Origin of the sequence: Paraliobacillus sp. JSM ZJ581 (assembly GCF_044383835.1) — a bacterium.
In the GTDB taxonomy this organism is placed as follows: domain Bacteria; phylum Bacillota; class Bacilli; order Bacillales; family Amphibacillaceae; genus Paraliobacillus.
In genome coordinates this window covers 38,468-65,452 of the sequence record NZ_JBISEP010000007.1, presented here as the reverse complement: position 1 = coordinate 65,452, position 26,985 = coordinate 38,468, and the positions used below count along the sequence as shown (strand labels likewise).

27 protein-coding genes and 1 pseudogene are annotated in these 26,985 nt (G+C 35.6%); 27 read left to right on the top strand and 1 reads right to left on the bottom strand.

Annotation, left to right across the window (positions count from 1 at the left end):
• The first annotated feature begins 6 nt into the window (after window positions 1-6).
• From ACH6CY_RS06345 to ACH6CY_RS06320, 6 genes are all read left to right on the top strand, one after another.
• On the top strand, window positions 7-864 hold the full coding sequence (locus tag ACH6CY_RS06345) for a DUF6994 family protein (RefSeq protein WP_374066443.1): 858 nt from the start codon (window positions 7-9) through the stop codon (window positions 862-864).
• 521 nt (window positions 865-1,385) lie between these two features.
• The gene (locus ACH6CY_RS06340; RefSeq protein ID WP_204667960.1) at window positions 1,386-1,589 is read left to right on the top strand and encodes a helix-turn-helix domain-containing protein; all 204 of its coding nucleotides are present in this window, start codon (window positions 1,386-1,388) and stop codon (window positions 1,587-1,589) included.
• Between the two features lie 68 nt (window positions 1,590-1,657).
• Window positions 1,658-2,761: a DNA cytosine methyltransferase gene (locus ACH6CY_RS06335; protein ID WP_374066442.1), complete on the top strand. Its 1,104-nt coding sequence runs from the start codon at window positions 1,658-1,660 to the stop codon at window positions 2,759-2,761.
• Window positions 2,751-3,869: a DNA cytosine methyltransferase gene (locus ACH6CY_RS06330; RefSeq protein ID WP_374066441.1), complete on the top strand. Its 1,119-nt coding sequence runs from the start codon at window positions 2,751-2,753 to the stop codon at window positions 3,867-3,869. Before ACH6CY_RS06335 ends, ACH6CY_RS06330 begins: the two co-directional genes overlap by 11 nt.
• A gap of 14 nt (window positions 3,870-3,883) precedes the next feature.
• Window positions 3,884-5,941, top strand: a complete 2,058-nt coding sequence (locus ACH6CY_RS06325) for an McrB family protein (RefSeq protein ID WP_374066440.1) — start codon at window positions 3,884-3,886, stop codon at window positions 5,939-5,941.
• Window positions 5,934-7,235: an LlaJI family restriction endonuclease gene (locus tag ACH6CY_RS06320; RefSeq protein WP_374066439.1), complete on the top strand. Its 1,302-nt coding sequence runs from the start codon at window positions 5,934-5,936 to the stop codon at window positions 7,233-7,235. The genes ACH6CY_RS06325 and ACH6CY_RS06320 overlap by 8 nt, the downstream gene beginning before the upstream one ends.
• 14 nt (window positions 7,236-7,249) lie before the next feature.
• On the opposite strand, the gene ACH6CY_RS06315 is transcribed toward ACH6CY_RS06320, so the two are convergent.
• Window positions 7,250-8,440 (bottom strand): hypothetical protein, encoded by a 1,191-nt coding sequence (locus tag ACH6CY_RS06315; RefSeq protein ID WP_374066437.1) that lies wholly within the window; start codon window positions 8,438-8,440, stop codon window positions 7,250-7,252.
• Window positions 8,441-8,842: 402 nt separating this feature from the next.
• Here ACH6CY_RS06315 and ACH6CY_RS06310 point away from each other — a divergent pair, with 402 nt between their 5' ends.
• The 21 genes and pseudogenes from ACH6CY_RS06310 to ACH6CY_RS06210 all read left to right on the top strand — a co-directional run bounded on the left by ACH6CY_RS06310 (window position 8,843) and on the right by ACH6CY_RS06210 (window position 26,964).
• Window positions 8,843-9,346, top strand: coding sequence for a sigma-70 family RNA polymerase sigma factor (locus tag ACH6CY_RS06310; RefSeq protein WP_374066436.1), 504 nt, complete (start codon window positions 8,843-8,845; stop codon window positions 9,344-9,346).
• Window positions 9,347-9,447: 101 nt separating this feature from the next.
• The gene (locus ACH6CY_RS06305) at window positions 9,448-9,651 is read left to right on the top strand and encodes a hypothetical protein (protein ID WP_374066435.1); all 204 of its coding nucleotides are present in this window, start codon (window positions 9,448-9,450) and stop codon (window positions 9,649-9,651) included.
• A gap of 1 nt (window position 9,652) precedes the next feature.
• Window positions 9,653-9,970 (top strand): rRNA biogenesis protein rrp5, encoded by a 318-nt coding sequence (locus ACH6CY_RS06300; RefSeq protein WP_374066434.1) that lies wholly within the window; start codon window positions 9,653-9,655, stop codon window positions 9,968-9,970.
• Complete coding sequence (locus ACH6CY_RS06295) at window positions 9,967-11,097, top strand: DUF2800 domain-containing protein (RefSeq protein WP_374066433.1); 1,131 nt, start codon at window positions 9,967-9,969, stop codon at window positions 11,095-11,097. The genes ACH6CY_RS06300 and ACH6CY_RS06295 overlap by 4 nt, the downstream gene beginning before the upstream one ends.
• 2 nt (window positions 11,098-11,099) lie before the next feature.
• On the top strand, window positions 11,100-11,654 hold the full coding sequence (locus tag ACH6CY_RS06290) for a DUF2815 family protein (RefSeq protein WP_374066432.1): 555 nt from the start codon (window positions 11,100-11,102) through the stop codon (window positions 11,652-11,654).
• On the top strand, window positions 11,651-13,585 hold the full coding sequence (locus tag ACH6CY_RS06285; protein ID WP_374066430.1) for a DNA polymerase: 1,935 nt from the start codon (window positions 11,651-11,653) through the stop codon (window positions 13,583-13,585). Before ACH6CY_RS06290 ends, ACH6CY_RS06285 begins: the two co-directional genes overlap by 4 nt.
• Before the next feature lie 89 nt (window positions 13,586-13,674).
• Window positions 13,675-14,454, top strand: coding sequence for a phage antirepressor (locus ACH6CY_RS06280; protein ID WP_483874860.1), 780 nt, complete (start codon window positions 13,675-13,677; stop codon window positions 14,452-14,454).
• Window positions 14,455-14,472: 18 nt separating this feature from the next.
• Complete coding sequence (locus ACH6CY_RS06275; RefSeq protein WP_374066428.1) at window positions 14,473-16,818, top strand: virulence-associated E family protein; 2,346 nt, start codon at window positions 14,473-14,475, stop codon at window positions 16,816-16,818.
• Window positions 16,819-17,077: 259 nt separating this feature from the next.
• Window positions 17,078-17,368 carry a VRR-NUC domain-containing protein gene (locus ACH6CY_RS06270; RefSeq protein WP_374066427.1) on the top strand — a complete coding sequence of 97 codons (291 nt, stop codon included), beginning with the start codon at window positions 17,078-17,080 and terminating at the stop codon, window positions 17,366-17,368.
• A pseudogene (locus tag ACH6CY_RS06265) lies at window positions 17,365-18,728 on the top strand (SNF2-related protein). Before ACH6CY_RS06270 ends, ACH6CY_RS06265 begins: the two are co-directional and overlap by 4 nt.
• Window positions 18,725-19,183: a hypothetical protein gene (locus tag ACH6CY_RS06260; RefSeq protein ID WP_374066426.1), complete on the top strand. Its 459-nt coding sequence runs from the start codon at window positions 18,725-18,727 to the stop codon at window positions 19,181-19,183. The pseudogene ACH6CY_RS06265 and the gene ACH6CY_RS06260 overlap by 4 nt, the downstream one beginning before the upstream one ends.
• Window positions 19,184-19,397: 214 nt before the next feature.
• A complete protein-coding gene (locus tag ACH6CY_RS06255) occupies window positions 19,398-19,763 on the top strand; it encodes an HNH endonuclease (RefSeq protein WP_374066424.1) in 366 nt (121 codons plus the stop codon).
• Window positions 19,764-19,868: 105 nt separating this feature from the next.
• Window positions 19,869-20,420 carry a P27 family phage terminase small subunit gene (locus ACH6CY_RS06250; protein WP_374066423.1) on the top strand — a complete coding sequence of 184 codons (552 nt, stop codon included), beginning with the start codon at window positions 19,869-19,871 and terminating at the stop codon, window positions 20,418-20,420.
• The gene (gene metK, locus ACH6CY_RS06245) at window positions 20,421-21,614 is read left to right on the top strand and encodes a methionine adenosyltransferase (protein WP_374066422.1); all 1,194 of its coding nucleotides are present in this window, start codon (window positions 20,421-20,423) and stop codon (window positions 21,612-21,614) included.
• On the top strand, window positions 21,595-22,833 hold the full coding sequence (locus ACH6CY_RS06240) for a site-specific DNA-methyltransferase (RefSeq protein WP_374066421.1): 1,239 nt from the start codon (window positions 21,595-21,597) through the stop codon (window positions 22,831-22,833). The genes metK and ACH6CY_RS06240 overlap by 20 nt, the downstream gene beginning before the upstream one ends.
• On the top strand, window positions 22,826-24,322 hold the full coding sequence (locus ACH6CY_RS06235; protein ID WP_374066419.1) for a DNA cytosine methyltransferase: 1,497 nt from the start codon (window positions 22,826-22,828) through the stop codon (window positions 24,320-24,322). The genes ACH6CY_RS06240 and ACH6CY_RS06235 overlap by 8 nt, the downstream gene beginning before the upstream one ends.
• A gap of 93 nt (window positions 24,323-24,415) precedes the next feature.
• Entirely contained in the window at window positions 24,416-25,066 is a 651-nt protein-coding gene (locus ACH6CY_RS06230; protein WP_374066418.1) for a virulence protein, read from the top strand.
• Complete coding sequence (locus ACH6CY_RS06225) at window positions 25,063-25,290, top strand: DUF4314 domain-containing protein (RefSeq protein WP_374066416.1); 228 nt, start codon at window positions 25,063-25,065, stop codon at window positions 25,288-25,290. Before ACH6CY_RS06230 ends, ACH6CY_RS06225 begins: the two co-directional genes overlap by 4 nt.
• Window positions 25,291-25,393: 103 nt before the next feature.
• Window positions 25,394-26,293 (top strand): amidoligase family protein, encoded by a 900-nt coding sequence (locus ACH6CY_RS06220; RefSeq protein ID WP_374066414.1) that lies wholly within the window; start codon window positions 25,394-25,396, stop codon window positions 26,291-26,293.
• Window positions 26,294-26,336: 43 nt separating this feature from the next.
• Window positions 26,337-26,798, top strand: a complete 462-nt coding sequence (locus ACH6CY_RS06215) for a gamma-glutamylcyclotransferase family protein (RefSeq protein WP_374066413.1) — start codon at window positions 26,337-26,339, stop codon at window positions 26,796-26,798.
• Window positions 26,791-26,964 (top strand): DUF5049 domain-containing protein, encoded by a 174-nt coding sequence (locus ACH6CY_RS06210; RefSeq protein WP_374066412.1) that lies wholly within the window; start codon window positions 26,791-26,793, stop codon window positions 26,962-26,964. The genes ACH6CY_RS06215 and ACH6CY_RS06210 overlap by 8 nt, the downstream gene beginning before the upstream one ends.
• Window positions 26,965-26,985: the final 21 nt, after the last annotated feature.

Sequence of the window (26,985 nt, the reverse complement as noted above, 5' to 3'; positions counted from 1 at the left end):
AATTTGATGATTAATAAATTATATGATAAAGATGGAAATCCAATTCTATATGATTTAAAAAATGAGTTTGTTGAGATAATTAATTTAGTGGGCACTGAGACAAACGTTGAGAAATGGAGAAAATATAAAGCTTATAAGGTAGATAGATATAGTGAATTTGGGATAGATTGTGACGTTTCATGTCTGGCTATTCAAGTATATAATAAGGGATGGAAATTTCTTAACAGGGTAAAACCAACAAAACAATATGTAAAGAATCCTAAATCAGATCGTATCGTGATAAGAGAATATAAATATCAATTTATATTGAGAAATACCCGACCATTTGAATATTATCGTGGTGATACAATGACTTCATTTACTAATACATATAATCATTTTATAAAGCATTATGTTGAAAATGAAAACATTAGTGAAGAAATTGAGAGATTAGCAAAAAATTATCATACAATAGGGAATATGATTCCAATTCCTAGTGGACTGAATATAAGTCGTGCTGGCAAGTATGCAAAATATGATTATTGGGATTTAACTATGTGTAAGATAAAAGAATGGTATGATTCTGATTGTGATAAAAAAAGGAATCAAGTACTTTATGAATTACTTAATGGAGACTCAAATACAATTGACTCTATAAACAGATGGCTAGAAAAGTTTTCAACTTGGAAGGAATTTGTAGATGAAAACTATTTAAGCAGTTATGTTGATCAAACTTCTTATAGTCCAATTTTATTTTGGGAATCACATAGTTATGATAATGCCGAATTGCCAACAAATGAAAAGTCTTTTTTAAACTATTTAAGATTATTGAATGAGTATATTGAAAAACGTAATAAAGAGATACTAACTGATATTAAAAGCTAAAAATAGCCTAATCAAAAGTCGATATGTTGACTAGACAGAAAAGATGGTAAGTTACGTTGATACAAGCGTTATTCTTGTAAAAAACAATGTGTAGAATAGCCTAAGTACATCATGTGGAGTGTGTGGTTTTGATGTCTAGGGTGGATGAATAAAATGAGTTGAAGTATTGAAAGAATAAGGTTTTCCAGTGATTTTGGAGAATGTCCAAGCTGGGAAATCTTATTTTTATTTGGTTGGAATTGGTTTGGAAATTGGATAGAAAATGGAGTTGAGTTGATAGGAGAGCTTTTGGTTGAGTGAGTTGACAGGACTGATAATTTATTTGATTGGAATATTATACCTTACAAGTATTAGTGAAGAAAATTTATTTTGTAAATTCTATTAAAAAACTATTTCTCTTTTAGAATATAATACATATTCGAAAAATCGAATGAGTTCCCGAAAAAACTTTTGAAATTTGATAGTTATTCTGCTATATTAGTTAATGATATTTAGTTTTCTATAAAAGCGGAGGTGCAAAGATGGGGGTATCCTATAAAAGGCTTTGGAAATTAATAATTGATAAAGATATGACAAAGGCGCAAGTAAGAAAAGAATGCGGAATAGCAGCTAGCACATTTTCTAAAATGAATAAAAATGAATATGTATCATTGGAGATATTAGAGAGAATCTGTAAAAAGCTAGATTGTAATATAGGAGATATAGTAGAAATTGATAAGAAATAACTCCTTAAAATTTTAATAGATACATATAATGATTAACTACAATAAAAAAGTTTGTTAGGAGTTAAAACATGATTAGACTGGGAACTGTGTTTAGTGGTATAGGTGCTATTGAGCATGCACTCGAGAGATTGGATATAAAACATTCTATAGAATTTGCATGTGATAATGGTGAGAGAAATCTAAAGACTAGTGAGGAAGAAATATTAACTGAAATTAAAGATATGAATGATGAAGAAATAAAAAATCATATTGAAAAGTTATATATGGAAGAATGCGGAGTGAATTATGTAGAGCAAACATACAAGGCCAATTACAAAGTTGAAAATAATCGATTTTATCAGGATGTTCGCTTTTTGAATGGCTATAATTTTACAGGTAAAGTAGATTTATTTGTTGGAGGAAGCCCTTGTCAAAGTTTCTCACATGCGGGTAAAAGAGGTGGGCTGGATGATGCAAGGGGTACTTTGTTCTATGATTTTGCTCGTTTAGTTTATGAAATACAACCAAAGGTATTTATATATGAAAATGTACCTGGAATGTTAAATCATGACGAAGGTAATACATGGAAGGTAATCTCTAAAATATTTGACGAAAGTAATTATGAATGGACTTATTGGATTCTTAATGCTAAACATTATAGTCTTCCACAAAATAGAAGAAGAATTTTTGTAATTGGTTATCATGAGAAATATAAAAAACATTTTCAGAAATTAACTAAACCTGATGAAATACCGTTAAATATAAATATGGAAGAGTACTTAGAAAGAAGTGTAGATAATAAATATTATCTACCTGAAAAGGGATTTTTACGTGTAATTAATCCTAAACATAAAAGACATGTAGCTGTAAACGGTAGTGTTGCAAGATGTCAAGTTGCAAATCAACAATTTAATTGGTATGGAGATATGCGAATAGAAACAGATATTCCAGAAAGAGTATTGAGAGATGAGCGTATTTACAAAGGTATTTACAATGGTGAGCTAAGTGTTGCTAGAGGGCTAACACCTAGGGAATGCTTTCGTTTAATGGGTTTTTCAGACGAGTTCGTAATACCAGAAAATATAAATGATAAATTTTTGTATCGTCAATCAGGAAATTCAATAGCAGTTAATGTACTAATGGAGATTATGAATACAATATTAGAGACGGGGATTTTTGATAATGGTCATTAGAGGCAAAAAAAAAATTAGCCAACCTATTAATATTGCCACAGTATTTAGCGGCATAGGGGCAGCAGAATTTGCATTGAAAAGAATGAATATAGATTATAATTTAGTGTTTGCATGTGATAATGGGGAGGTAGATTTAATTGAAGATGAAGACGAAATAAGGGAAAGTTTATCAAAAATTGATAGTTTTGAAAAGAAAAAGGAATATATTGATAGTAAGATTCACCCAAGACGGACAAATTTTGTTAAAAAGTCATATTTTGCAAATTATGATATTGATGAAGAACATTTTCACCATGATGCGCACTATTTAGATGGAAATCAATATAGAAACAAGGTTGATCTCTTTGTTGGCGGTAGTCCATGTCAAAGTTTCACCTTATTTGGATATCAAAAAGGATTAGAAGAAGCCAGAGGTACTCTCTTTTATGAATTCGCTAGGCTTATTAATGAAATCCAACCAAAAGTTTTTATATATGAAAATGTACAAGGTCTAGTTAGGCATGATAAGGGCAGAACTTGGGAAGTTGTTCAACGTGTTTTTGATAGCCTAAATTATAAAGTACATTATAAGGTTTTAGATGCTGTTGATTATGGAATTCCCCAAAAAAGAAGACGAATTTTTATTGTAGGTTTCAAAGATCATGAAAGCAACTTTACCTTTCCTGATGAAAAGGAGTTACAATATACAATGCAGGATTTTTTAATCGATAATTGTACTGAAGGTCATTTTATGGCTAAAGGTGAGGAAATCCATATTGACAAAGTGGAAGGTCAAGTAGACGAAAAATATTTCTTATCGGAAAGAATTCTACCTGGTATCATGTCGCCAGGGACAAATGGTTTTAATATGAAACCAGAAATAGACTTATCCATCGCTCGTCCATTAATGAGTTCTATGCACAAAATGCATAGAGCAGGAGTAGATAATTATGTAACTACTAATGATAAAATAAGAAGATTAACTCCACGGGAAGCTTTAAGATTGATGGGATTCACTGATGATTTCAAACAGGTTGTTTCTGATACTCAAATGTATAGGCAAGCTGGAAATTCTGTTGTAGTAGATGTTTTTATTGCTTTATATAAGGAAATTTTTAGTATGGATTAAAGGAGGAAGTGTTTATGAAATGGTCTATGGATACTCATAAATATATGAGTGAAATTACAAGAACAGCTTTAAAAATTATCGTATCTAACAATATTACCTCTGAATCTTCTGTTTCAGAAATTGACAGTGTTGAAAGACAATTAGTTGAGGCAGGGGTATATACTAAGTATGAAAGCGCAAAAGGTAGAATCAGAAGAGCATTGTTTACATACTTTAAAGCATACGGATGTATGAATAATGATGAATCTCCCACAGAAATGGGTAATGCTTTCATCGAAGATAAAATAACAATTCAAGAATTTTCATTTTGGTACGTATTGAATTACAAATATGTATCAGACGATACTGAGTATTTTCCAACACAGTTAATTTTAAAGTTTTTAAAAATGATGGGTAGCATTGATGTAGAGTATGGATATATCTCGGCACATGACTTTTCTCATCTTGTAAATTGTGAAAAACTAAGTGATATAAATGATGATTTTATAGAAGAAATTTTAGAAAATAGAAAAAGAGAGAATGTAGAAGTTAATGAAAGACAAATAGGCTTTGATATTTGGTCTAAGATGTTAATACAAGCGGGGATATTAATAAGAAGGCCAGATAAATCTTTAGTCGTGAGTAATGATGAGTTAGCTGATTGGATTTTAAACTCTTACGAGAGAGAGTTTACTGTTAGCAAGGGTGAAATTGTTACAGGTATAATCAAGTACTTACCAGTTTTACCAATCGGAGCTACCAGAGGTGATTCTTCTCATTATCAAAATGAAAGCACCGCTTTAAAAGCACTTTTATTTGATACAATCGATGAAAAAATAATTGAAAAGTATATTTTGGGAAATAAAAAAGTAGTTTTAAAAGATATGAAGAAGGCATTGGGTATTGATGAGAGAAATATCTCATTCTATCTTAACTTCCATGGTTTGGAACATATTGTAGGATTTGTTTTGAAGAGCAACTCAAATAATAAGATAAAAAGAATCGGTGAGATACTAATTTCTCTTGAACTAACTGAAGAATTGCTAGATGAAGAAACGGATAGTGAAAAAAATGTAGTTGAGCGATTAACAGGTGGAAATAACACATTATTATATGGTGTTCCTGGCTCGGGGAAAAGTTATAAAATTGAAGAAGAATATTGCAATGACTTTAAGTTTATGGAACGTGTTGTTTTTCACCCGGATTATATGAATACAGATTTTGTGGGTCAAATATTACCAACTGTAAAAGGAGAAGGTGATGAAAAAGAAATCACTTACGACTTCACACCTGGTCCTTTTACAAGGGTACTTAAAAAGGCGATTGAAAATCCTGGAGATTATTATTATCTTGTAATTGAAGAGATTAATCGTGGAAATGCACCAGCAATATTTGGGGAAATCTTTCAGTTACTCGATAGAGACGATAAAGGAAAAAGTTCGTATGAAATTACTAACTATAATATTGCTAATGAAGTGTTTGATGAAAAAGAAAGGCCTATTTATATACCTTCGAACCTACATATCTTGGCAACGATGAACACGGCCGATCAAAATGTATTTACTTTAGACACAGCATTTCAAAGAAGATGGAACATGAAAATGATTGAAAACGATGTTTCAAAAGCGAAGCATGCATCAAGGGAAATTCTTGATACAAATGTGACTTGGAAAAGGTTTAATACTGTTATTAACGATCAAATTATTACAAGTAGTGCAGCTACATTATCATCAGAGGATAAGAGATTAGGTGCTTATTTTGTAACGGAGGGTGTTTTAAAATATTATTCGCAAGATAAAAATCTGGATGAAGTGTTACAGAAATTTGGCATTGAATCAAATGATACTAAAAAAATCAGTAGAACTATTGAGGATTTAAACTCAAGATTTGGAGACAAAGTGATTAAATATCTTTGGGATGATGCTTTTAAATTTAGTAGAGATGATTTGTTTGATAGCGAATATAAGAGCTTAGAAAAAGTTTTGGATGCCTTTAATCAATTTACGGGAGATGAAAGATTTAATATATTTAACCAGGATATAAAAGAGAATTTACTCAGAACATTTGATACAAAGGGTAGTGAGAATGAGTAAAGGTTTTACTGATGTAGTAATATCCAAAACTTTGAACAATTATTGTAGGAATGCTACTAACAAAGAAGGCGATACATTTGTAGGTATCAAGTCAGAAATTAAAGGTGACAAGCATGAAATAAGTGTGAACTTTCCAATAGGGTATAACATCTCAAAAAAAGAAGAGGATTTAAGAGATGATATTATAGACTTAATCGCAGTTTTGTCAGCTTATAATGATAAACAATCTAGAGTATCACAAATTACTTCTAATCAAGTTTTAAAAACTGTTAGGTTTCCAGTTCAAGCTTATTTTAGGGTAATGCAATACTATTTAGATTACGATTATTATATGGAAAATGAAGAAATATATGTTCAAGGAATGTCGGGACCTGTGAGTATGAAGCAAACAATAAAAAGGATTCAGCCAATCCCTCAAAAAACAGGTTTTGTTTATCCTAATTTAATGGTTAGAAAAAACAGTGATACTGATAAACACATCATTACTGAAATTAATAAGTTTTGCGTGTATGAAAGCTTTATGAAATTAGGTTGGATTTATAAGCAAAAGCTCCCACAGCCTGCAAATATTAAAAATCCGAACCTTAAAATGTATCAAACAATATTACGACAAAAACTAGAAAAAACAAATGATGACTCTTTAAAACAATTATTTCAAAGCATGCTTGCAATTATTGAGTTTAGAAATAGTGTAGACGATCCGGAAGAGTTCTATTTTGGAACTAATAATTTTGAATATATATGGGAAAAATTAATTGATGAAATTTATGGCATAACTAATAAAAGTTATTATTTTCCCAAAACTAGCTGGAAGTTACGTGTTGGTGAAAGGGAAAATCCAGCACTTGAACCAGACACAATTATGATTACTGATGAAAGTATATCAGTTCTAGATGCAAAATATTATAAATATGGTGTGACTGGAAGAGTTAGTGATTTGCCACGATCAACATCTATAAATAAACAGATAACATATGCGGAGTATATCGCAGAAAATCCAAAGTTTACTGAAGATAGAAAGAATGATAAGAAGATATTTAATGCGTTTTTGCTTCCGTTTGACATGGAAGATAATAAATTAGGCGCAAATGACAATTATTTTACCATAGGAGAAGCAGTAGCAGATTGGAAGCAGGCGGATAAAGATTACGAACGCGTGCAGGGGATATTAGTAGATGTAAAAAAGTTAATGGCAAACTCTACTAAGCCAAATATACAAGAAATTAAAAAGTTATCAGATGCTATTAAAGATAGTATAAAGCGAAATGAAAAAATGCAAAAGAGTGGGAACTGAAAAAAGTTTCCACTCTATTTTTTTTGCCTATATCTCCTTTGTGAAACAGCATTGGTGCAGTATACACAACAATATTTTTTAACTTGGTTTGTTTTGGATACCAAGAATAATTGATGGCAGTTTATGTTCTGACAAACTCTGTGCATAGCTTGATTAGAATCTAAGTAAAATAGAGACAAATACATTGCTGAAAGTAAAGAAGGTAAATTCCAATTGGGACGCATTGTGTTTGCATCATATTTAGGTTTAATTTCAGATAAAAAATGATTAAGCTCTTTTTCGATAAGATATTTTGAAATTTTTAATAGAGCTTGTTTTAAATCACTATTTTTCCCTGTGGTGAACATTTCATATACTGCTTCTTGGAAAGGCATATCTAGTGAGACATTGTCTAGGGTAATAATAGAAATTCTTCTTGAAAAATGATATAGGAAATCAATGATTAAACATTCATGTTCGTTAAAGATAGCTTCTTTTTTAATAGTATAAGATTTAACAATTTGTTTTAAAAAAGACAATGAGTAATCGTCATTCTGCATCAAATCTTCATATTCATCTATAATTACTTCATTTATTCCTTCATCTAATAAGTAATCCTTAACCCTATAGGCAGGTATTGTACCACCATCAGTTCTAGGAATTTGCACAACGTTATCTTTGTTATCAAATCTTATTTTATTTGCATTAACTATGTTATGTAGTAAATCGTTATTTGAAGAACTGTAACAGATATTGTCTTCAATTATTATATCCTTTTTTTCATTTAACAAAAGAAAGAGTACAGAATCTAATAAAGATTTATAATTGATGTTGTCTGTGTCTTGAGCATTAAAAATGTTTATTAAAGCTTCTAGATTGTCTTTTATATAATCTACATCGTCTATTTGGAAAGTTACAAATTGCTCGTAACTATTTAATGGGAATAAAAATCCATATTTTTTAAAAAATGACATCATTGAATTTAAGCCATTCTTCTCAATGCCTATAAACTCTCCTAATATGTTGTTTTTTTCACCGCTTTTTTCTCTGCTAATTTCTTTTAAGCCTTCCCCATAAAGATATGCTGCGCGGAAATTTTCATTATTATTTCGTAAAACAAGTTCCTTTGTTTTATCCCCGGTATATGGATCTACAATTCCATTAAAACTAACTTCACATTTAAAACTTTCAAATGTAAATGCACTCATAAAAGCATCTTTTGTCATTTCACTCCACTACTTTCATTTGATAATTGGTAATATCTATAAAATTAATTACTTTATATATTAATAAGCTTAATAACATTATATCACTCATTACTTTTAATTAAAGTAATGAGTGATTTTTCATATTCTAATTATTTTTTTAAAAAGAGATAATAAAGTTAATAGAAATTTAGTTTTTTCTTTAAATTAGATTTCTATTAAAAAAATATCAAATGCCTGATTTGCAATAAGGGCAAAGGATACATATTGAAGTACGCAATTCACACCAGGATTGTAGTGTCTCAATATTAGTACCCTTACCTTGTTGCGCACTTTTTTAAGTAAAGGTCAGGTTACTAAAGGACAAGTTCTTCATTGTTTGCATCCTTTGCCCCTGCAAATTGGCGGAGAGGATGCCAAACAATGACAAAAAAGTACAAAACAAGCCAAAAGAACAGAGAATCTTATATTTACTATTCAGGAGGTAAAAAGATAGCAACTATCGTGCCAGGTGAAAATGGTGTAACAGAAGTTGATATTGAGATTTTACATTCTGAAGATAATCGAGAAGTAGATGAAGGTCGCCGCTATGATTACCGAATTGCTTGTAATCTTGATTCTTATGTAGATGAAAATGGAGAATCAAAAGCTGAGAACAATAAATTTTTAGCAGATTGGGATGCAAATCCGTTCAATGAAATTTTAAAAATAGAGAATAGCGAAGAGAAACAAAAATTAATCGAACAATTACATGAAGCAATGAAAAATTTAACAGATAAACAACTGAGAACGGTACAAAAGAAGTTTTATGAACAAAAAACAAATGTTGAGATTGCTGCCGAAGAAGGCGTGACCGAAGCGGCTATCAGAAATCGTTTAAATAAAATATACAGAAGATTAGCAAAACTGATAACAAAGGGCTCTTAATGAGCCTTTTAAATATAATTTCAAAAAAGGGGTTCGAAAAGGCAATATTTCTCGCTTACTACTAAGGGACGAAATCCCCCCCTAGAAAGGAGTGTTTCCAGATGAGTTTAAAACACAAAGTGATCATCAATGTTAAAGATGAAGAAGGTGGAAAAACGAGAGTGGTTGAAGGTAAGCGCAAAACAGTGCGTAGCCGAATACTAGATTTACTGTTTGGTAAGAAAGTAAATCTACTCGTGATAACACCTGGAGACTCAGTAGAAACAGTGGAAATAAAAGAGACTCGAAAAGGCGGTGAAGCTTAATATGAGTAGAACAAAATTACTTCTTGATTTGGTCACTGATTTACAGAATTTAGCTGGCTCACTTCAGACGATTGCTCAAGTGTTAGCGAGTAATGAAGAATCACCACGAACGGAAGAAAAAGCACGAGTTAAAAAAGCGAAGCCGAAAAAGAAAAAAATATCGCTTGAAGAAGTTCGTACGTTACTTGCACAAAAGAGCCAAGCAGGTTTTACAGCTGACATTAAAAAGTTACTTGAAAAGTACGGTGCATCAAAGCTAAGCGAAATTGATGCAAAAGATTATGAAGCATTGATGAAAGATGCGGAGGAATTTCAATGATGAAACATGCTATTTTATCCGCTTCAGGGGCACATCGTTGGATGAATTGTACACCATCTGCTCGGCTTGAATTAGAGTTTGAAGAATCTAGTGGTGAAGCGGCTAAGGAAGGGACAGCCGCTCATGAACTGGGAGAACATAAGCTTAGAGCCGCATTAAAGATCCCAACGAATAAACCAACATCTGTTTATGATTCTGAAGAGATGGAGCGTTATACCGATGAGTATGTTCAGTTTATTTTAGAAGAACTAGCGGCAGTAAAACAAATAACGAAAGATCCACTTCTTCTTATTGAACAACGATTGGACTTTTCAAATTATGTACCAGAGGGCTTTGGAACAGGTGACTGTGTGATTGTTGCAGATGATGTGGTTCATGTTATTGATTTTAAATATGGACAAGGTGTTTTAGTTGAGGCGGAAAATAATCCGCAAATGATGCTTTATGCACTTGGAGCACTAAATCTATTTGATGCGATTTATGACATCAATGCAGTAAAAATGACCATCTATCAACCGAGACGTGAAAACATCTCAACCTTTGAAATATCCAAATCAAGTCTAATAGATTGGGCAGAAAGCACACTTAAACCAAAAGCTGAATTAGCTTTTAAAGGTGAGGGTGAATTTAAGCCGGGTGATTGGTGTAGATTTTGTAGGGCATCTGTGGAGTGCAGGGCAAGGGCGGAAGAAAATTTGAAAGTAGCAAAATTCGAGTTTAAAAAGCCACCTTTATTAACAGATGATGAAATATCAGAAACCTTGCTTCATGTAAATGACCTTACTAAATGGGCGAATGAAATATTTGCTTATGCAACGAATGCTGCTGTTCAGCAAGGAAAACAGTGGGCAGGTTTTAAGGTTGTAGAAGGTAGGTCTAATCGTAAATACACAGATGAAGAAGCGGTAGCTGAAGCTGCAAAGAAAGCAGGCTATGAAGATATTTATAAGCAAAGTCTGCTGACGATAACCAATATGGAAAAATTGATGGGTAAAAAGAAGTTTAATGAAATACTTGGTGATTTCATTACTAAGCGAAGAGGGAAACCAACGCTTGTTCCAGTAACGGATAAGCGTCCAGAAATAAATATATCAACAGCAAAAAATGAATTTATGGAGGAAAAATAATTATGTCGAAAACAGTTAAAAATCCAACAAAGGTAATTACAGGGGTAGTGCGTTTATCTTATGCAAATGTGTGGGAGCCGAAGTCAATCAATGGTGGAAAAGAAAAATATAGCGTGAGTGTTATTATTCCGAAAAGTGATTCGAAAACATTAGAAGCAATTGAAAAAGCTGTAGATGCCGCAATTGAAGAAGGTCGCGGTAAATTTGGTGGGAAAATCCCAAACAAGCAGTCGTTAAAATTACCACTTCGTGATGGAGATATTGATCGTTCAGATGATGAAGCATATGCAGATAGTTTCTTTGTTAATGCAAACAGCATTACGCCACCACAGATTGTAGATGCCGATATTAATCCGATTTTAGAACGTTCGGAAGTTTACTCTGGTGTTTATGCTCGCGTAAGTGTTAACTTCTATGCCTTTAACTCAAATGGTAACCGAGGGATTGCCTGCGGTCTTGGTAACATCCAAAAGATTCGTGATGGGGAGCCATTAGGCGGAAGAACTGATGCATCGGTAGACTTTGCTACTGATGTGGATGATGACTTTTTATCATGAAAACATTAAATATTGATATTGAAACGTATAGTAGTGTGGACCTCGCTAAAAGCGGGGTCTATCGCTATGCGGAGGCAGATGATTTCGAGGTGATGTTATTTGCTTACAGTGTGGATAGTGGACCTGTTCATGTCATTGATTTAGCGAGCGGTGAGTCTATTCCATCTGAAGTTGAACAAGCAATATTTAATAAAGAGATAACGAAATGGGCCTTTAATGCTCAGTTCGAACGAGTCTGTTTAAGTAGGCATTTCAATGAACATCTTTCTCCTGACGATTGGCGTTGCACCATGGTGTGGTCTGCTTATTTAGGCTTACCATTATCTTTAGAAGGTGCTGCAATGGTAACGGGAGCAGATAAACAAAAGCTGTCAGAAGGGAAAGATTTAATTCGTTTTTTCTCTATTCCTTGTAGACCAACAAAAACAAATGGCGGCCGAACAAGAAATCTAAAAGAACATGATCCTAATCGATGGGAAAGATTTAAAGCATACAACAAACGTGATGTAGAAACTGAAATAGCGATACAAGAAAAGTTATCTAAATTTCCAATGCCTGAAGCGGAGTGGGATAACTATTATTTGGATCAATTAATTAATGATAGAGGGATAATGCTAGATTTAGAGTTAGTTGCACAAGCGATTAAGTGCGATGACTTAATTCGCGGTGAATTAATCAGTCGAATGAAAGAAATTACAAAGCTAGAAAATCCGAATTCTGTTAAACAAATGCGTGAGTGGTTACAAACAAAAGGTGTTGAAACAGATAGTTTAAATAAAGCAGCTGTAACTCATTTAATTGAAACCAGTGAAGGTGAAATTAAAGAAGTACTTCAACTGAGAAAACAACTCGCAAAATCGAGTGTGAAAAAATACGCGGCGATGGAAAATGTTGTTTGTCGTGATGAACGGGCGCGGGGCTTAATTCAGTTTTATGGGGCGAATCGTACAGGGAGATTTGCAGGAAGGTTAATTCAAGTTCAGAATCTACCGCAAAATCATCTCCCGGACTTAGACGAGGCTCGTGCATTATTGAAACAAGGAAACTTTGAAGCTTTGCAAATATTATATGATTCAGTTCCGAGTGTACTTTCCCAGCTTATAAGGACCGCATTTGTTCCTATTCGGAACAATCGCTTCATAATCGTTGACTTTAGTGCCATTGAAGCACGTGTGATTGCCTGGATTGCAGGGGAAACATGGCGAAATGAAGTGTTTGCATCGCATGGGAAAATCTATGAAGCCTCGGCTGCACAGATGTTTAAAGTGCCAATGAATGAGATTACAAAGGATAGTCCACTTAGACAAAAAGGGAAAATTGCTGAATTAGCACTTGGTTATGGAGGTTCTTTCGGTGCATTGAAATCAATGGGCGCTCTTAGCATGGGACTTGAAGAACATGAACTAAAACCACTTGTCGATGTGTGGCGGCAGTCGAATTCTAAAATTGTGAAGTTTTGGTGGGATGTTGATCGTGCTGCAAAAGAAACAGTTAAGCAACGAAAATCACATATGACGCATGGTATAAAGTTTGAATATCAAAGTGGAATGTTGCTGATTGGTCTACCTTCAGGAAGATGGCTTTCCTATGTAAAACCACGTATTGGGATAAACAGCTTTGGCAATGAGTCTGTTTTGTATGAAGGTATTGGTGCGACAAAGAAGTGGGAGCGAATATTTAGTTATGGTCCAAAGTTTGTCGAGAATATTGTGCAGGCAGTTTCGAGGGATTTATTATGTTTTGCTTTACAACGTGTTCATGATGAAGGTTTTCGAATTGTCATGCACGTACATGATGAAATTGTGATTGAAGCACCAGGCGATGTAACAGTCGATTATATTAGCGACTTAATGAGTGAAGCACCTCCTTGGGCAGAAACGCTAGAATTACGTGCAGATGGATTTGAAACAAACTTTTATAAAAAAGATTAATAAAAGGGGGTTCGAAATCCCCTTTTTCTTCGCATATAGGTGAGGGTAAATTTATTTACTCTACAACTATTTGTAGGAGGTTCATTAATATGATGAACAATATTAAAGTTTTTAACTTCGAAGGAAATGAAGTAAGAACATCTTTTAAAGACGGTAATATTTGGTGGGTTGCAAAAGATGTGTGCGATGTTTTAGGAATTAAAAATAATCGTGATGTTATCGCTCGTTTAGATACAGATGAAAAGGGTGTAGATACTATCGACACCCTTGGCGGACAACAGGAAGTATCAGTTATAAACGAGAGTGGGTTATACAATATTATCTTACTCTCAAGAAAACCAGAAGCAAAAAAATTCAGAAGATGGGTTACACATGACGTTCTACCCTCCATTCGAAAAAATGGATTGTATGCAGTAGATGAAGTGTTAGCTAATCCAGATATTTTGATTAAAGCGTTGGAAGAACTAAAAGCCGAGCGACTAAAAAGCAATCGACTATCAGAAACAGTGAAAGTCCAAGAACAGCAAATTATCGAAATGAAACCAAAAGCGAGTTATTACGATGTTGTTCTTAATTGTAAAGATGCAGTTGCGATTTCAGTGATAGCAAAAGATTATGGAAAGTCTGCCCGTTGGTTAAATAAATATTTACACGAACAAGGGGTTCAATATAAACAAGGGAAGATTTGGTTGTTATATCAAAACCATGCTGAGTTTGGATATACAACAACAAAAACTCACACATATAAAGATAGCAATGGCTATGATCGTTCAAAAGTTCATACGTACTGGACGCAAAAAGGTCGACTGTTTATTTATGACTTACTAAAAGCAAAAGGCATCTTACCTAAAATTGAAATGGACAGTTAAGCATTGGAGGTTATCAATATGAAAATAGCTGTCGGTAATAGTCGAATGGACAGAAAGTGGAAGAACAAAGATGTAACGTGGGACGAGTTTATTAATCTTGTAAATCAGACAATCCGTACAACTGAAACGGTAGATGAATATAGAAAAATGAATCGTGCAAAACAAGATGCAACAAAAGATGTTGGCGGCTTTGTTGGCGGTGCTTTAAAGCAAGGAAAAAGAAGGAACGGACATGTTTTGTCTCGTTCACTTCTTACCCTTGATATGGACTACGCAGTGCCTGGCATTTGGGATCAAATTGAACTTCTTTATGATTTTAAATGCTGCATATATTCAACGCATAAACACACTCCTGAAAAACCAAGGCTACGTTTAATTATTCTGTTTAAGCGTGATGTTTCGGAAGATGAATATCCAGCAGTAGCAAGAATGGTCGCAAAAGAAATCGGTATTGATTATTTTGATGACACAACATATGAACCTTCAAGATTAATGTACTGGCCATCGACACCATCAAATGGTGAGTTCTTTTTCGAGAAAAAAGATGGTGAATTATTAGATCCTGATTTCTATTTGTCGAAATATGACGATTGGAGAGATACGACAACGTGGCCTGTATCGTCAAGGCAATCCGAAGTAGTACACAGAAATATTAAAAAACAAGCTGATCCACTAGAGAAGGATGGTATTATAGGTGCTTTTTGTAGAGCGTATTCTATTGAAGAAGCGATTGATACTTTTTTATATAACGTCTATGAGCCCAGTTTGATGGAAGGAAGGTTTGATTACATTCCAGCTGATTCGTCTGCGGGGGTCGTCGTATATAACGGAAAGTTTGCTTATAGCCATCATGCAACAGATCCTGCTTCAGGGAACTTACTGAATGCGTTTGACCTCGTTCGATTGCATTTGTTTCAAGATTTAGATGATAAAACATCTTATTCAACCGCAGTAACAAAACTTCCATCCTTTAAGGCTATGACTGAGTTTGCTTTAAAGGATGAGCAGGTAAAGGTGCAGTTTGCGGAAGAACGTAAAGAACAAGCGGAGATTGAGTTTACAGAAGATGACTGGGAAGGTCAATTGGACCTTGATAAAACAGGTGCAGTTAAAAATACACTTAGAAATCTTACCTTAATATTGGAACATGATGAAAACCTTCAAGGTATTGTTTTTAATGAGCTATCAGACAACTTGGAGATTGTTAGTCCTGTTCCTTGGTCGCACCCATCTAAATATTGGCGAGATGCGGATGATGCTCAGCTTGTTAGTTATATCGATGCGCACTATGGAACGTTTTCAGCTAGAAATTATGATATCGCCATTGCGAAGGTTGCTGATGACAGATCCTATCATCCGATTCGTGATTATCTTGATGATTTGCCCGAGTGGGATAAAGTGCCACGTGTTGATACTTTGCTAGTTGATTACTTGGGAGCAGAGGATAACGCATATGTTCGAGCAGTAACAAGAAAAACATTATGTGCAGCTATTTTAAGAGTGCTAACACCTGGAGTTAAGTTTGATTCGATGCTTGTTTTAAATGGTCCGCAAGGAGTCGGTAAAAGTACGCTTATTGCAAGGCTTGGTGGTGAATGGTTTTCAGACAGCTTAAGTTTATCAGACACAAAAGATAAGACAGCTGCTGAGAAATTACAAGGTTACTGGATCATTGAGATCGGAGAACTCGCTGGACTTAAAAAAGCAGAAGTAGAAACACTGAGGAGTTTCCTTTCACGACAAAACGACATTTATCGAGCGAGTTTTGCAAAAAGAGTTACACCGCATTTAAGGCAATGTGTATTTTTTGGAACGACTAATGCTGAGAAGGGTTACTTAAGGGATACGACAGGTAACAGACGATTTTGGCCTGTGAAAACTCCAGGCGATGGAGTAAAGAAATCATGGGAAGTAACTGAAGAAGAAGTGCTGCAAATATGGGCAGAAGCACTTGAATATGTGAAACAAGGTGAAAAGCTATATCTCGAGCATGACATTGATCAGCTGGCAAAAGAAGAACAGCGAATGGCGATGGAATCGGACGAGCGAGAAGGGTTGGTTCGTGAATATTTAGAAACGCTACTTCCTGATGATTGGGACGATATGGACTTGTTTGAACGTAGGGCATTTATCAATGGAACTGAATTTGGAGATAGTCCAAAACAAGGCGTATGGAAACGAGAGTATGTTTCTAATATGGAGATTTGGTGCGAATGTTTCCAAAAGGAACGTTCCAATTTAAGACGGGTAGATGGAAACGAAATATCCACGATTATGGCAAGTATTGGTGGCTGGACAGGCTTATCCAAGAAAAAGAGACTTCCCATTTACGGAACGCAGTGGGTGTATGAATTGAAAAAATAACGTTCCAAAAAATCTAGTTTGGAACAAAAAGATGACTTTGGAACACGTGAAATTGTTCCTGGAACAAAAATAAAAGAGTTCGTCACATAGTTAGGAACAGTAATCAATCTATGTCATATAGAGGTTCGTGGAAAAGTTGTTCCAATGTTCCAAGAAAAATATGATATTAAGAAAATATAAGAATATCAGGTTAAATCACGCAAATACGCATATACGCGCGTAAGAAAGTTTAAAAACGTTTGGAACAGGAGAGTTTGGAATGCGAGAGAAAACAATTGAGTCGAAATTAACCGAGGCAGTAAAACATAGGAAAGGGTTATCTATCAAACTAGTCTCTCCGAGTTTTGATGGATTGCCCGATCGATTAATCTTATTACCAAATGGAAAAATAGGCTTTATTGAAGTGAAGGCACCTGGGAAGAAACTGAGACCGCTGCAAAAGAAAAGAAAGGAACAACTGGAGTTGTTAGGTTTTCAAGCCTTTGTTTTAGATAGTGAGCAGCAAATAGAAAAAATCATTGATGAAATTATTGGAGGTGATGCCGAATGAAGTTCATACCACATGATTATCAGAGATATGCAATCAGCTACATTGAGGAAAATCCTATCTCCGCTATCTTTTTGGATATGGGCTTAGGTTAGGAAAAACGATTATAACATTAAGTGCTATATACGAATTGGTATTAGAGCGATTTGAAGTTCACCGGGTTTTAGTTATCGCACCACTTCGAGTTGCTAGAAATACATGGCCAGAAGAAATCGAAAAATGGAGTCATTTGAAAGGATTAACTTATGCAGTTGCTGTTGGAACAGAAAAAGAGCGCTTAGATGCACTATATTCAGATGCCCACATTTATATCATTAATCGTGAAAATGTAGAATGGTTGATTGCTAGAAGCGGTATCGATTTTAATTTTGATATGGTCGTTATTGATGAATTATCATCGTTTAAATCTCATCAATCAAAACGATTTAAAAGTTTGATGAAGGTAAGACCTAACATTAAAAGAATAGTTGGTTTAACAGGAACACCTTCATCGAATGGCTTAATGGACTTATGGGCAGAGTACAGATTACTTGATATGGGTGAGAGATTAGGTAAATTCATCGGACGTTTCAGAGAATCATACTTTGATCCTGACAAAAGAAATCAACATATGATTTTTTCTTATAAACCAAAACCAGGGGCAGAAGAAGCGATATATGAAAAAATAAGCGATATCACTATCAGCATGAAAGGGACGGACTATTTAAAACTACCCAAGTTAATCATGAATGAAGTGCCTGTTTCGTTAAACCAGAGAGAAAAAGAAACACTTGATGTCATGAAACGTGATTTGATTACAACGATAAAAGGCGAGGATATAACCGCTTCAAATGCAGCAGCCTTATCAAACAAACTTCTTCAGATGGCAAATGGTGCAGTTTACGATGATAACGGTTCTGTCACTCAAATACATGATCGAAAACTCGAAAAGCTAGAAGATATCATTGAAGCGGCTAACGGAAAACCTGTATTAATTGCTTATTGGTTTAAACACGACTTGCTCCGAATACAAAACCAATTTAAGGTAGAAGTTTTAACAAGTAGTGATTCGATTAAGAAATGGAACGGAGGAAAGATTCAAATTGCAGCCATTCATCCCGCATCCGCTGGTCATGGATTGAATTTACAAGCAGGTGGTTCAACACTCGTATGGTTTGGACTAACTTGGAGTTTGGAACTTTATCAACAAACAAATGCAAGATTGTACAGGCAAGGACAAACAGACACAGTGATTATCCATCATTTAATCGCTAAAGATACAATGGACGAACGAGTGATGGATGCTTTAAATAAAAAGAATAATACGCAGTCAGCGCTCATTGATGCGGTGAAAGCAACGTTAAAAGGGGGAATTCCTGTATGAATATTGTATGGCACTACCTAGATAAACGAGCAGCAACAATTGATGTGATAAAAGATTATAATAGTATGAAACACATTATAGATAATACTGATGACGATATTGCAATTCTTCATGATGGAATGATGTCCCCAAGCGCACCAGTGAATGATGGCCTGCCTTCTGTACACAATCCAAAAGCCAATGAAAGTCGTATTGCTTATAGCATCGATAAAATTGATGTGTTGAAAGAAAGGTTAAGACAAGCCATTGAATATATGAATTGGTTCCAGCCAGCTTGGAATGAGCTAACCGAAGATGAACAATTTGTTCTGTATGAATTTTATATGGTAGAAAATCAAAGACGAACAGATGCTGTGCATACGATTTGTGATTACTTTAAGATTGAAAGGTCATCTGCCTACAACAAAAAGAATAGAGCGTTGGAGCGTCTAACACTTTTACTTTATGGCAAGTGAGTAATATCGCGTATGCATTTGCAATCTAAGCGGGTTATAGTGTTAGTATGGAAAAAGTATCAAAGGGAAACAAAATAGTCCTTTGAATTTTCAAGTGAGTAATATTGCGGACGCTTTTTGACATTGAGCCTGTTAAGGTATTAATATAGACAAAATATCGCGAGCCTTCGTGGGAGAAATCCTTCGGGGGCTTTTTTATTTGGGGGTGAAAGTTATGCCGAGAAAACCAAAGCGACCTTGTTCACAGCCTGGTTGTCCTGAGTTGACACACGAACGCTTTTGTGATCAACACCGAAAGGCTGAGGCAAGAAGATATGAAAAGTATCAGCGGGATCCAAACACTGCTAAGCGTTACGGACGCGCTTGGAAAAGGATACGTGACCGTTACGTTTCAAAGAACCCGCTCTGCGAAGAGTGTAAGCGAAATGGAAAGCTAACTCCAGTGCAAGAAGTACATCACATCCTACCACTGTCACGTGGTGGAACGCATGATGAAAGCAATCTAATGTCTGTTTGTACGCCTTGTCACTCATCCATCACCGCTCGAGATGGTGATCGTTGGCGAAGGGATAGGGGGTAATGAATCCCTACAACTTATGACGTGGACAACGGGCGGGGAACGTCACGCAAAAAGTCGCGATTTCAAACAAGGTATATAGGGGGCGAGAAGAAATGAGGTGTTGAAATGGCCAAGGATGGAACAAATAGAGGCGGCGCACGGGTCGGTTCTGGACGAAAAAGAAAGCCATTATACGAAAAGTTAGAAGATGGTAATCCAGGTAGACGAAAATTAGAAGTGCTCGAATTTACACATGCGCCTGACCTTCAAGGACAAGAAATGCCACAGCCTAGAGAAATGCTATCTGCTACTGAGAAGGACGGAACCACACTTGAGGCGGCTGAAATATTTGAAGAAACGTGGAACTGGTTAAATGAAAGAGATGTTGCCCATTTAATTAACCCCCAGATATTGGAAAGATATGCAATGAGTGCTGCTAGGTGGATGCAATGTGAAGCGGCGGTGACGGAGTTTGGTTTTTTAGCAAAGCATCCAACAACAGGAAATGCCATGCAAAGTCCTTATGTTGCTATGAGTCAAAACTTTATGACACAAACCAATCGGCTCTGGCTGGAAATTTATCAAATTATAAGAGAAAACAGTGCAACAGAATTCATAGGTGCGAATCCACAAGATGATATGATGGAGCGATTATTAACGATGCGTAAAGGAAAATAAATGAAACGAGGTAATGTGATGACGATTAAATATTTAACTGCAGAAAGTGTATGTGCAGGACACCCAGACAAATTGTGTGATTTTATTTCAGACAGCATTTTAGATGCTTGTTTACTGAAAGATAAATCTTCACGTGTAGCTTGTGAAGTATTAGCAACGAAAGGAAGAATTATCGTGGCGGGCGAAATCTCCTGTAGCGAAAAGATTAATATTAAAGAAGTTGTAAAAAGTGTATTAGTAGATGTTGGTTATAAACCTTCAAACTTTAAAATATCTGTATATGTACAGAAGCAAAGTACAGATATTGCTGAAGCTGTAGATACAGCACTTGAAGTACGACAAAGAATCAAAGAGCCTTACGGAACGATTGGTGCAGGTGACCAAGGAACAATGTATGGTTATGCAACAAATGAAACAAAGGAAATGTTGCCTTTACCATTAGTTCTTTCACATAAAATTGTAAAACGTTTAGATGAAGTACGCAAAGGAAAAATTATTAAAGGATATTATCCAGATGGGAAAGCGCAAGTCACGATTGAATATAAAAATAATCAGCCAGTCAGAGTAAAAACAATCGTTGTATCTGTTCAGCATCAAGCTTATAAAAGACAACCAGAAATAGAACAGGATATTATTGAAAATGTTTTATGGCAGGTTTTTGAAGATTTCCCGTTTGATGAAGATACAGATATTTTAATCAATCCTTCAGGTCGATTTGTTGTTGGAGGACCGGCAGCTGATACAGGATTAACTGGAAGAAAACTAATGGTTGACACATACGGAGGTTTTACATCGCATGGTGGTGGGGCATTTTCAGGAAAGGATCCTACCAAAGTTGATAGAAGCGGTGCTTATATGGCAAGGCATATTGCAAAGCATATCGTGTGGTGTGACTATGCAGAGAAATGTGAAGTAAACATTTCATATGCTATCGGAAAGGCGAATCCTGTCGCATTTTCAATAAATACATTTGGGACGGGAAATATCTCTGATTCAATACTTGAACAAGCAGCACTTGATGTATTTAACTTGAAACCAGCAGCGATTATTGAATGCTTACAGTTGCGAGATGTTCACTATGCAGATACAGCAGCTTACGGACATTTTAATAGTTGGTTATATCCATGGGAAGACGTGAAAAGATATAAAGAATTTAATCAGGCGGTGACCAAACATGATCATAGAAAAAATTAAAGTGGAACAACTTATTCCCGCCGATTATAACCCACGAAAAGATTTACAACCAGGCGATAGTGAATATGAAAAAATTAAACGTTCACTTGAGGAGTTTGGATATGTTGACCCTGTCATTTGGAACAAGACAACTGGCAGAGTAGTTGGTGGACATCAACGTTTAAAAGTTCTAGCAAGTATGGGAAGAACTGAAGTCGAATGTGTCGTGGTCGAATTAAACGAAGAAAAAGAGAAAGCATTGAACGTAGCATTAAATAAAATTAGCGGTGATTGGGATAAAGAAAAACTAGCTGTACTTATGACAGACCTAGATGCAGCTGACTTTGACGTTTCACTCACAGGTTTTGATGCAGCTGAAATTGATGATTTGTTTAAAGATACATTACGAGATGGAGTAGAAGATGATGACTTTGATGTCGAGGAAGAACTTCAAAATCCGCCGATAACCATGCAAGGCGATGTGTGGCTCCTAGGTAGACACCGCCTTGTATGCGGGGATAGTACGAAAAAGGAAACGTTTGATAAGTTAATGGAGGAAAAGAAAGCAAACTTAGTTGTCACCGATCCACCTTATAATGTTGATTATGAAGGTAGTGCAGGGAAAATTAAAAACGACAACATGAATAACAATACATTTTACCAGTTTCTATTGGATGCTTTTACGAACACAGAAGATGCACTTGCGAAAGACGGTAGCATTTATGTGTTTCATGCGGATACAGAAGGGTTGAACTTCCGCAAGGCATTTGAAGAAGCTGGTTTTTATTTATCGGGAACTTGTATTTGGAAGAAACAATCGCTTGTACTTGGCCGCTCACCGTATCAATGGAAACATGAGCCGATATTATTTGGATGGAAAAAGAAAGGTAGACACCGCTGGTATTCGGATAGAAAACAATCAACCATTTGGGAGTTTGATAAACCCAAACGAAATGCCGACCATCCAACGATGAAACCAATTGCTTTAATTGCCTATCCTATTATGAATTCAAGTTTAACAAATAGTATTGTACTCGATCCGTTTGGTGGTTCTGGTTCAACATTAATAGCATCGGAACAAACAGACCGAATATGTTACATGATTGAATTAGATGAAAAATATTGTGATGTTATTGCGAAAAGATACATTGAACAAGTTGGAACAGATGAAGATGTGTATGTCATTCGAAACAATAAAAAGATTGCTTATAGCGAACTTGAGGTGAGTGAAAGTGCGTAAACTTACTTTAGGTTCGCTTTTTGATGGTTCAGGTGGGTTTCCACTCGCAGGTTTAATAAGTGGCATTGAACCGAAATGGGCATCTGAGATTGAACCGTTTCCTATTCGGGTTACATCAAAACGAATTCCACAAATGAGACATTTAGGGGACATCAGTTCAATTGATGGAGCTGAAATTGAACCAGTAGATATTATCACTTTTGGTTCACCATGTACTGATTTATCAATTGCAGGAAAACGTGCAGGACTTGACGGAAGTCAGTCCTCTTTATTTTATGAAGCGATGCGAATTATGAAGGAAATGAGGTGTAAAACAAATGGCGAATATCCAAGATATGCAGTGTGGGAAAACGTCTGTGGTGCCTTCTCCTCAAACAAGGGAGAAGACTTCAAAAGTGTCATCGAAGAATTCTGTAAGGTCAAGACAGAGGAAGTTGATATCCCTAAACCAAGTAAATGGGGAAATGCGGGAGAAGTGCTGGGAGATAACTACTCAATTGCCTGGCGAGTTCTTGATGCACAATATTGGGGAGTACCCCAGCGAAGAAAACGAATCTTTCTTGTCGCAGATTTTAATGGAACAAGTGCATCCAAAATATTATTTGAGTCAGAGAGCTTGCAAGGGTATTTTACGCAGAGCAAAAAAGCGCGGCAAGGAACTACCAGAAATACTTCAGAAAGTTCTAGAGAAACAAGCGACATCTGCTTAAATGACCAAGGTGGTAGTCGAATGGATGTTACAGAAGGGGTAACCGCAACTTTACGTGCGAAATCAAATCATCCACCACTTGTATTTGATAACCACGGAAGAGATGCAAGAATTAAAGGACCAGTTGATGTTGCCCAGACCGTGGTGTCGTTATATGGAACTGGCGGAAATAATCAGTCATTTGTTTTAGAGAAACCGAGAACCTTTGATATTCGCTTAACATCTGAGGGAACGGTAAATGTTCGAGCAAATATTTATGAAAGTGATGTATCAAGAACAATAGACACATCGGGCAACTCTCCGAATAGTAATCAAGGCGGGATTGCAATTGTTAGTAGTAAAGATGAATCAAGTAAGGAAAAGCAACCAACGTATTCATCTAGTAAAAACTCACATTTCACAAGTGCAGAAAAGGAACTTGCTAGTACGCTAGTTGCTACTGATTATAAGGATCCGCCACTAGTAAATGTAGAAGATTTAATTGTGAGAAGGCTTACCCCAATGGAATGTGGTAGATTGCAAGGTTTCCCAGACGGATGGTGCGACAACTTAGAAGAAGAAAACCCATCGGATGATGAAGTTCATTTTTGGGAGAAAGTGTGGGAAACGCACCGTCAATTGATTAGTAAAAATAAGCGACCTAAAACTCGAAAGCAAATCGTCAAATGGTTAAGTCAACCACATTCTGATACGGCTGAATATAAAATGTGGGGAAATGGAGTCGCATTACCTTGTGTTATTTACGTTTTATCTGGAATTACCATGCAATTAAACAAGTAGTAGATAATTGAATGAAATCTGTTCAAAACACTTGATATAAACACCTTTTAGAGTGATATATGTATGTACCAAAATTGAAAGGTGGAATAAAAAATGATTGTAAAATTTAATGTGAAGGGAAAAGAACGGAAAAAGTTAGTGGAAGCAATAAGCGAACATTTGAATATTCCTTTTGATTACAAAGGAACACCAAGCTTTGCATATCAGATTGGAGATTATGTAGTTGATAGGGTTGGCACATTGGAAGGACCGCCTAATGATGACTTAATCCAAACGTTGCAAAGTGAACATGACTTTGAAGTACCGCAAGATGAGCTATCAGAAACTTATACACTTTCCATTGAATACCCGCGGGACCCTTTCGATGAACGAACAACGGAAAATTTAGAAAAGCTAATACAAAGTAAAAACACTTTAATTAAACAGGCATTAGCTATTGGAACAACTAGGTTTGAACTAGAAGATGATCGTATAAGCTTTCCTTGGTTTGAAAGAGAATTGACGCCAGAGGAACTAGAAACATACACAAAATTCATTGTCGCATTATGCGAAACAGCCCTAAAACAAAAACGAGTGACGGCAGTTGAAAAACAAGTCGAAAACGAAAAATATGCATTTCGCTGCTTTTTGTTAAAGTTAAATTTTATCGGTGATGAATATAAAGCAGATAGAAAGATTCTGATGTCAAAACTTTCAGGTGATTCTTCATTTAAAAGAACAAAAAAGATGGAGGAAGCTTCATGAACAACATAACGAAAGAATCGCTGGCCAAGTTGAAGAAACAATATAAGCCGGGAACAAGGGTACGTTTAATTGAAATGGATGATCCTTATTCAAATCTAATTCCAGGGGATGAAGGAACAGTTTCTTTCGTTGATGATATTGGAACCATACAGATAAAATGGGATAAAAGAAGTTCACTGGGGATTGTGTTTGGAGTCGATAAGTGTCTAATCATCGAACAATAAAAATACATCCGAATAAGTGTAGATAACACTTGCTATATAAGGCTTTTAGAGTGATATATGTATGTAACAAAAACACACATACACTCTAAAAGGGGATGGGGAAATGTTAACAGCAAAGTTTGGAATTGAAATTGAGTTTACAGGAATCACAAGAGAAAATGCAGCGAAGGTTGCGGCAGAATTTCTTGAGGGCGAATACATCGAAGGTGGAACATACTACGATGTAAAGAAAGTGAAAGCTTCAGACGGACGGATATGGGAATTTGTTTATGACGGAAGTATTCGGACGCAAGTTAGTAGAAACGGTAGAAGGGTTAACGCAAGCAGAGATTATAGCGTTGAGATTGTAAGCCCAATTCTAACCTACCGAAAAGACATTGACACTTTACAGGAGCTTGTTCGAAGGATACGAAAAGCCGGCGCCTTTACAAATTCATCCTGCGGCATTCACATTCATTTAGATGGAAGCCCACATACACCAAGAAGCATTAGAAATTTTATAAACATCATCGTTAGTAGAAACGATTTGTTTTACAAGGCACTAGAAATTAAGAATGAGAGAATGCGCTATTGCAAAAGAATGGACAACCTTTTAGTAGAAAAGATGAATCGGAAAAAGCCGAAGACGATGCGAGAAATTGAAGATCTCTGGTACGAAGGCTATAACGAAAGTAGAAGCAGACACTACCATAACAGCAGATATCACTTTTTAAACCTACACAGTTTTTTCAGAAGAAACAGAACGGTAGAGTTAAGGGGATTTAATAGTGTGCTTCACGCGGGAAAAATAAGAAGCTTCATCGTTTTATCGCTAGCAATCAACAACCAAGCATTAACTCAGAAAAGCGCTTCATCGAAAAAGCCACAAATTGAAAATGAAAAGTTTGCCATGCGAACGTACTTAAACCGAATCGGACTGATAGGTGAAGAGTTTGCGAATTGTAGGGCTCATTTAACAAAAGCACTTTCGGGATCATCAGCCTGGAGACACCGGGTAGGTTAAACCTACCTAGGAGTCTTAATTTAAAGAGAAGGGAAAAAAGGAAATGAGTAAATTATATTTAGCATATGGATCCAATTTGAACTTGGAACAAATGGCGCATCGATGTCCGACAGCTATAGTCGTTGGTGCAAGTGAAATAAAGGGGTACAAACTCGTTTTTAGGGGGCCACACGGGCATGCAGTTGCAACCATCGAACCGTTCAAGGGGGAAAGCGTACCGGTGCTTGTGTGGCAGATTACAGCCGAAGACGAAGTGGCACTTGACCGTTATGAAGGCTGGCCTTACCTTTACCGAAAAGAAACGATGAAAGTTAGATTGTATAACAAACAAGTGGATGCGATGGTTTATATCATGAATGAAGGAAGACCAATAAATCAACCGAGTTGTTATTACTATTCGACTATTTTAGAAGGTTACAAATCTGCGGGATTTGATATTGAGCTCCTGAGGAAATCTAGAGATAATGAAGAAGAACTTGTAACGGATGATGCGCAAGATGAATGAAGTAATTAAACAACAGATTATTGCAATACGAGACAGTGGCGAAACAAATATGTTTGATGTTCCAGTTGTCATGAAAATTGCCTATAGAGATGGATTTACCGAACTGTTAGATTACATTCAAAATAAAAAGCTTGATTATATCCATTTCATTTTAACAGGACCTTAAAAGGGTTCTTTTTTTTATTGA

Coding starts and splice junctions, on each gene's coding strand:
- ACH6CY_RS06285 (WP_374066430.1), top strand. CDS start 11,651: ATGAAAACATTAAATATTGATATTGAAACGTATAGTAGTGTGGACCTC.
- ACH6CY_RS06275 (WP_374066428.1), top strand. CDS start 14,473: ATGAAAATAGCTGTCGGTAATAGTCGAATGGACAGAAAGTGGAAGAAC.
- ACH6CY_RS06295 (WP_374066433.1), top strand. CDS start 9,967: ATGATGAAACATGCTATTTTATCCGCTTCAGGGGCACATCGTTGGATG.
- ACH6CY_RS06300 (WP_374066434.1), top strand. CDS start 9,653: ATGAGTAGAACAAAATTACTTCTTGATTTGGTCACTGATTTACAGAAT.
- ACH6CY_RS06330 (WP_374066441.1), top strand. CDS start 2,751: ATGGTCATTAGAGGCAAAAAAAAAATTAGCCAACCTATTAATATTGCC.
- ACH6CY_RS06260 (WP_374066426.1), top strand. CDS start 18,725: ATGAATATTGTATGGCACTACCTAGATAAACGAGCAGCAACAATTGAT.
- ACH6CY_RS06315 (WP_374066437.1), bottom strand. CDS start 8,440: ATGACAAAAGATGCTTTTATGAGTGCATTTACATTTGAAAGTTTTAAA.
- ACH6CY_RS06230 (WP_374066418.1), top strand. CDS start 24,416: ATGATTGTAAAATTTAATGTGAAGGGAAAAGAACGGAAAAAGTTAGTG.
- ACH6CY_RS06305 (WP_374066435.1), top strand. CDS start 9,448: ATGAGTTTAAAACACAAAGTGATCATCAATGTTAAAGATGAAGAAGGT.
- ACH6CY_RS06220 (WP_374066414.1), top strand. CDS start 25,394: ATGTTAACAGCAAAGTTTGGAATTGAAATTGAGTTTACAGGAATCACA.
- metK (WP_374066422.1), top strand. CDS start 20,421: ATGAAACGAGGTAATGTGATGACGATTAAATATTTAACTGCAGAAAGT.
- ACH6CY_RS06310 (WP_374066436.1), top strand. CDS start 8,843: ATGACAAAAAAGTACAAAACAAGCCAAAAGAACAGAGAATCTTATATT.
- ACH6CY_RS06225 (WP_374066416.1), top strand. CDS start 25,063: ATGAACAACATAACGAAAGAATCGCTGGCCAAGTTGAAGAAACAATAT.
- ACH6CY_RS06280 (WP_483874860.1), top strand. CDS start 13,675: ATGATGAACAATATTAAAGTTTTTAACTTCGAAGGAAATGAAGTAAGA.
- ACH6CY_RS06340 (WP_204667960.1), top strand. CDS start 1,386: ATGGGGGTATCCTATAAAAGGCTTTGGAAATTAATAATTGATAAAGAT.
- ACH6CY_RS06215 (WP_374066413.1), top strand. CDS start 26,337: ATGAGTAAATTATATTTAGCATATGGATCCAATTTGAACTTGGAACAA.
- ACH6CY_RS06250 (WP_374066423.1), top strand. CDS start 19,869: ATGGCCAAGGATGGAACAAATAGAGGCGGCGCACGGGTCGGTTCTGGA.
- ACH6CY_RS06345 (WP_374066443.1), top strand. CDS start 7: ATGATTAATAAATTATATGATAAAGATGGAAATCCAATTCTATATGAT.
- ACH6CY_RS06270 (WP_374066427.1), top strand. CDS start 17,078: ATGCGAGAGAAAACAATTGAGTCGAAATTAACCGAGGCAGTAAAACAT.
- ACH6CY_RS06290 (WP_374066432.1), top strand. CDS start 11,100: ATGTCGAAAACAGTTAAAAATCCAACAAAGGTAATTACAGGGGTAGTG.
- ACH6CY_RS06325 (WP_374066440.1), top strand. CDS start 3,884: ATGAAATGGTCTATGGATACTCATAAATATATGAGTGAAATTACAAGA.
- ACH6CY_RS06335 (WP_374066442.1), top strand. CDS start 1,658: ATGATTAGACTGGGAACTGTGTTTAGTGGTATAGGTGCTATTGAGCAT.
- ACH6CY_RS06320 (WP_374066439.1), top strand. CDS start 5,934: ATGAGTAAAGGTTTTACTGATGTAGTAATATCCAAAACTTTGAACAAT.
- ACH6CY_RS06210 (WP_374066412.1), top strand. CDS start 26,791: ATGAATGAAGTAATTAAACAACAGATTATTGCAATACGAGACAGTGGC.
- ACH6CY_RS06240 (WP_374066421.1), top strand. CDS start 21,595: ATGATCATAGAAAAAATTAAAGTGGAACAACTTATTCCCGCCGATTAT.
- ACH6CY_RS06255 (WP_374066424.1), top strand. CDS start 19,398: ATGCCGAGAAAACCAAAGCGACCTTGTTCACAGCCTGGTTGTCCTGAG.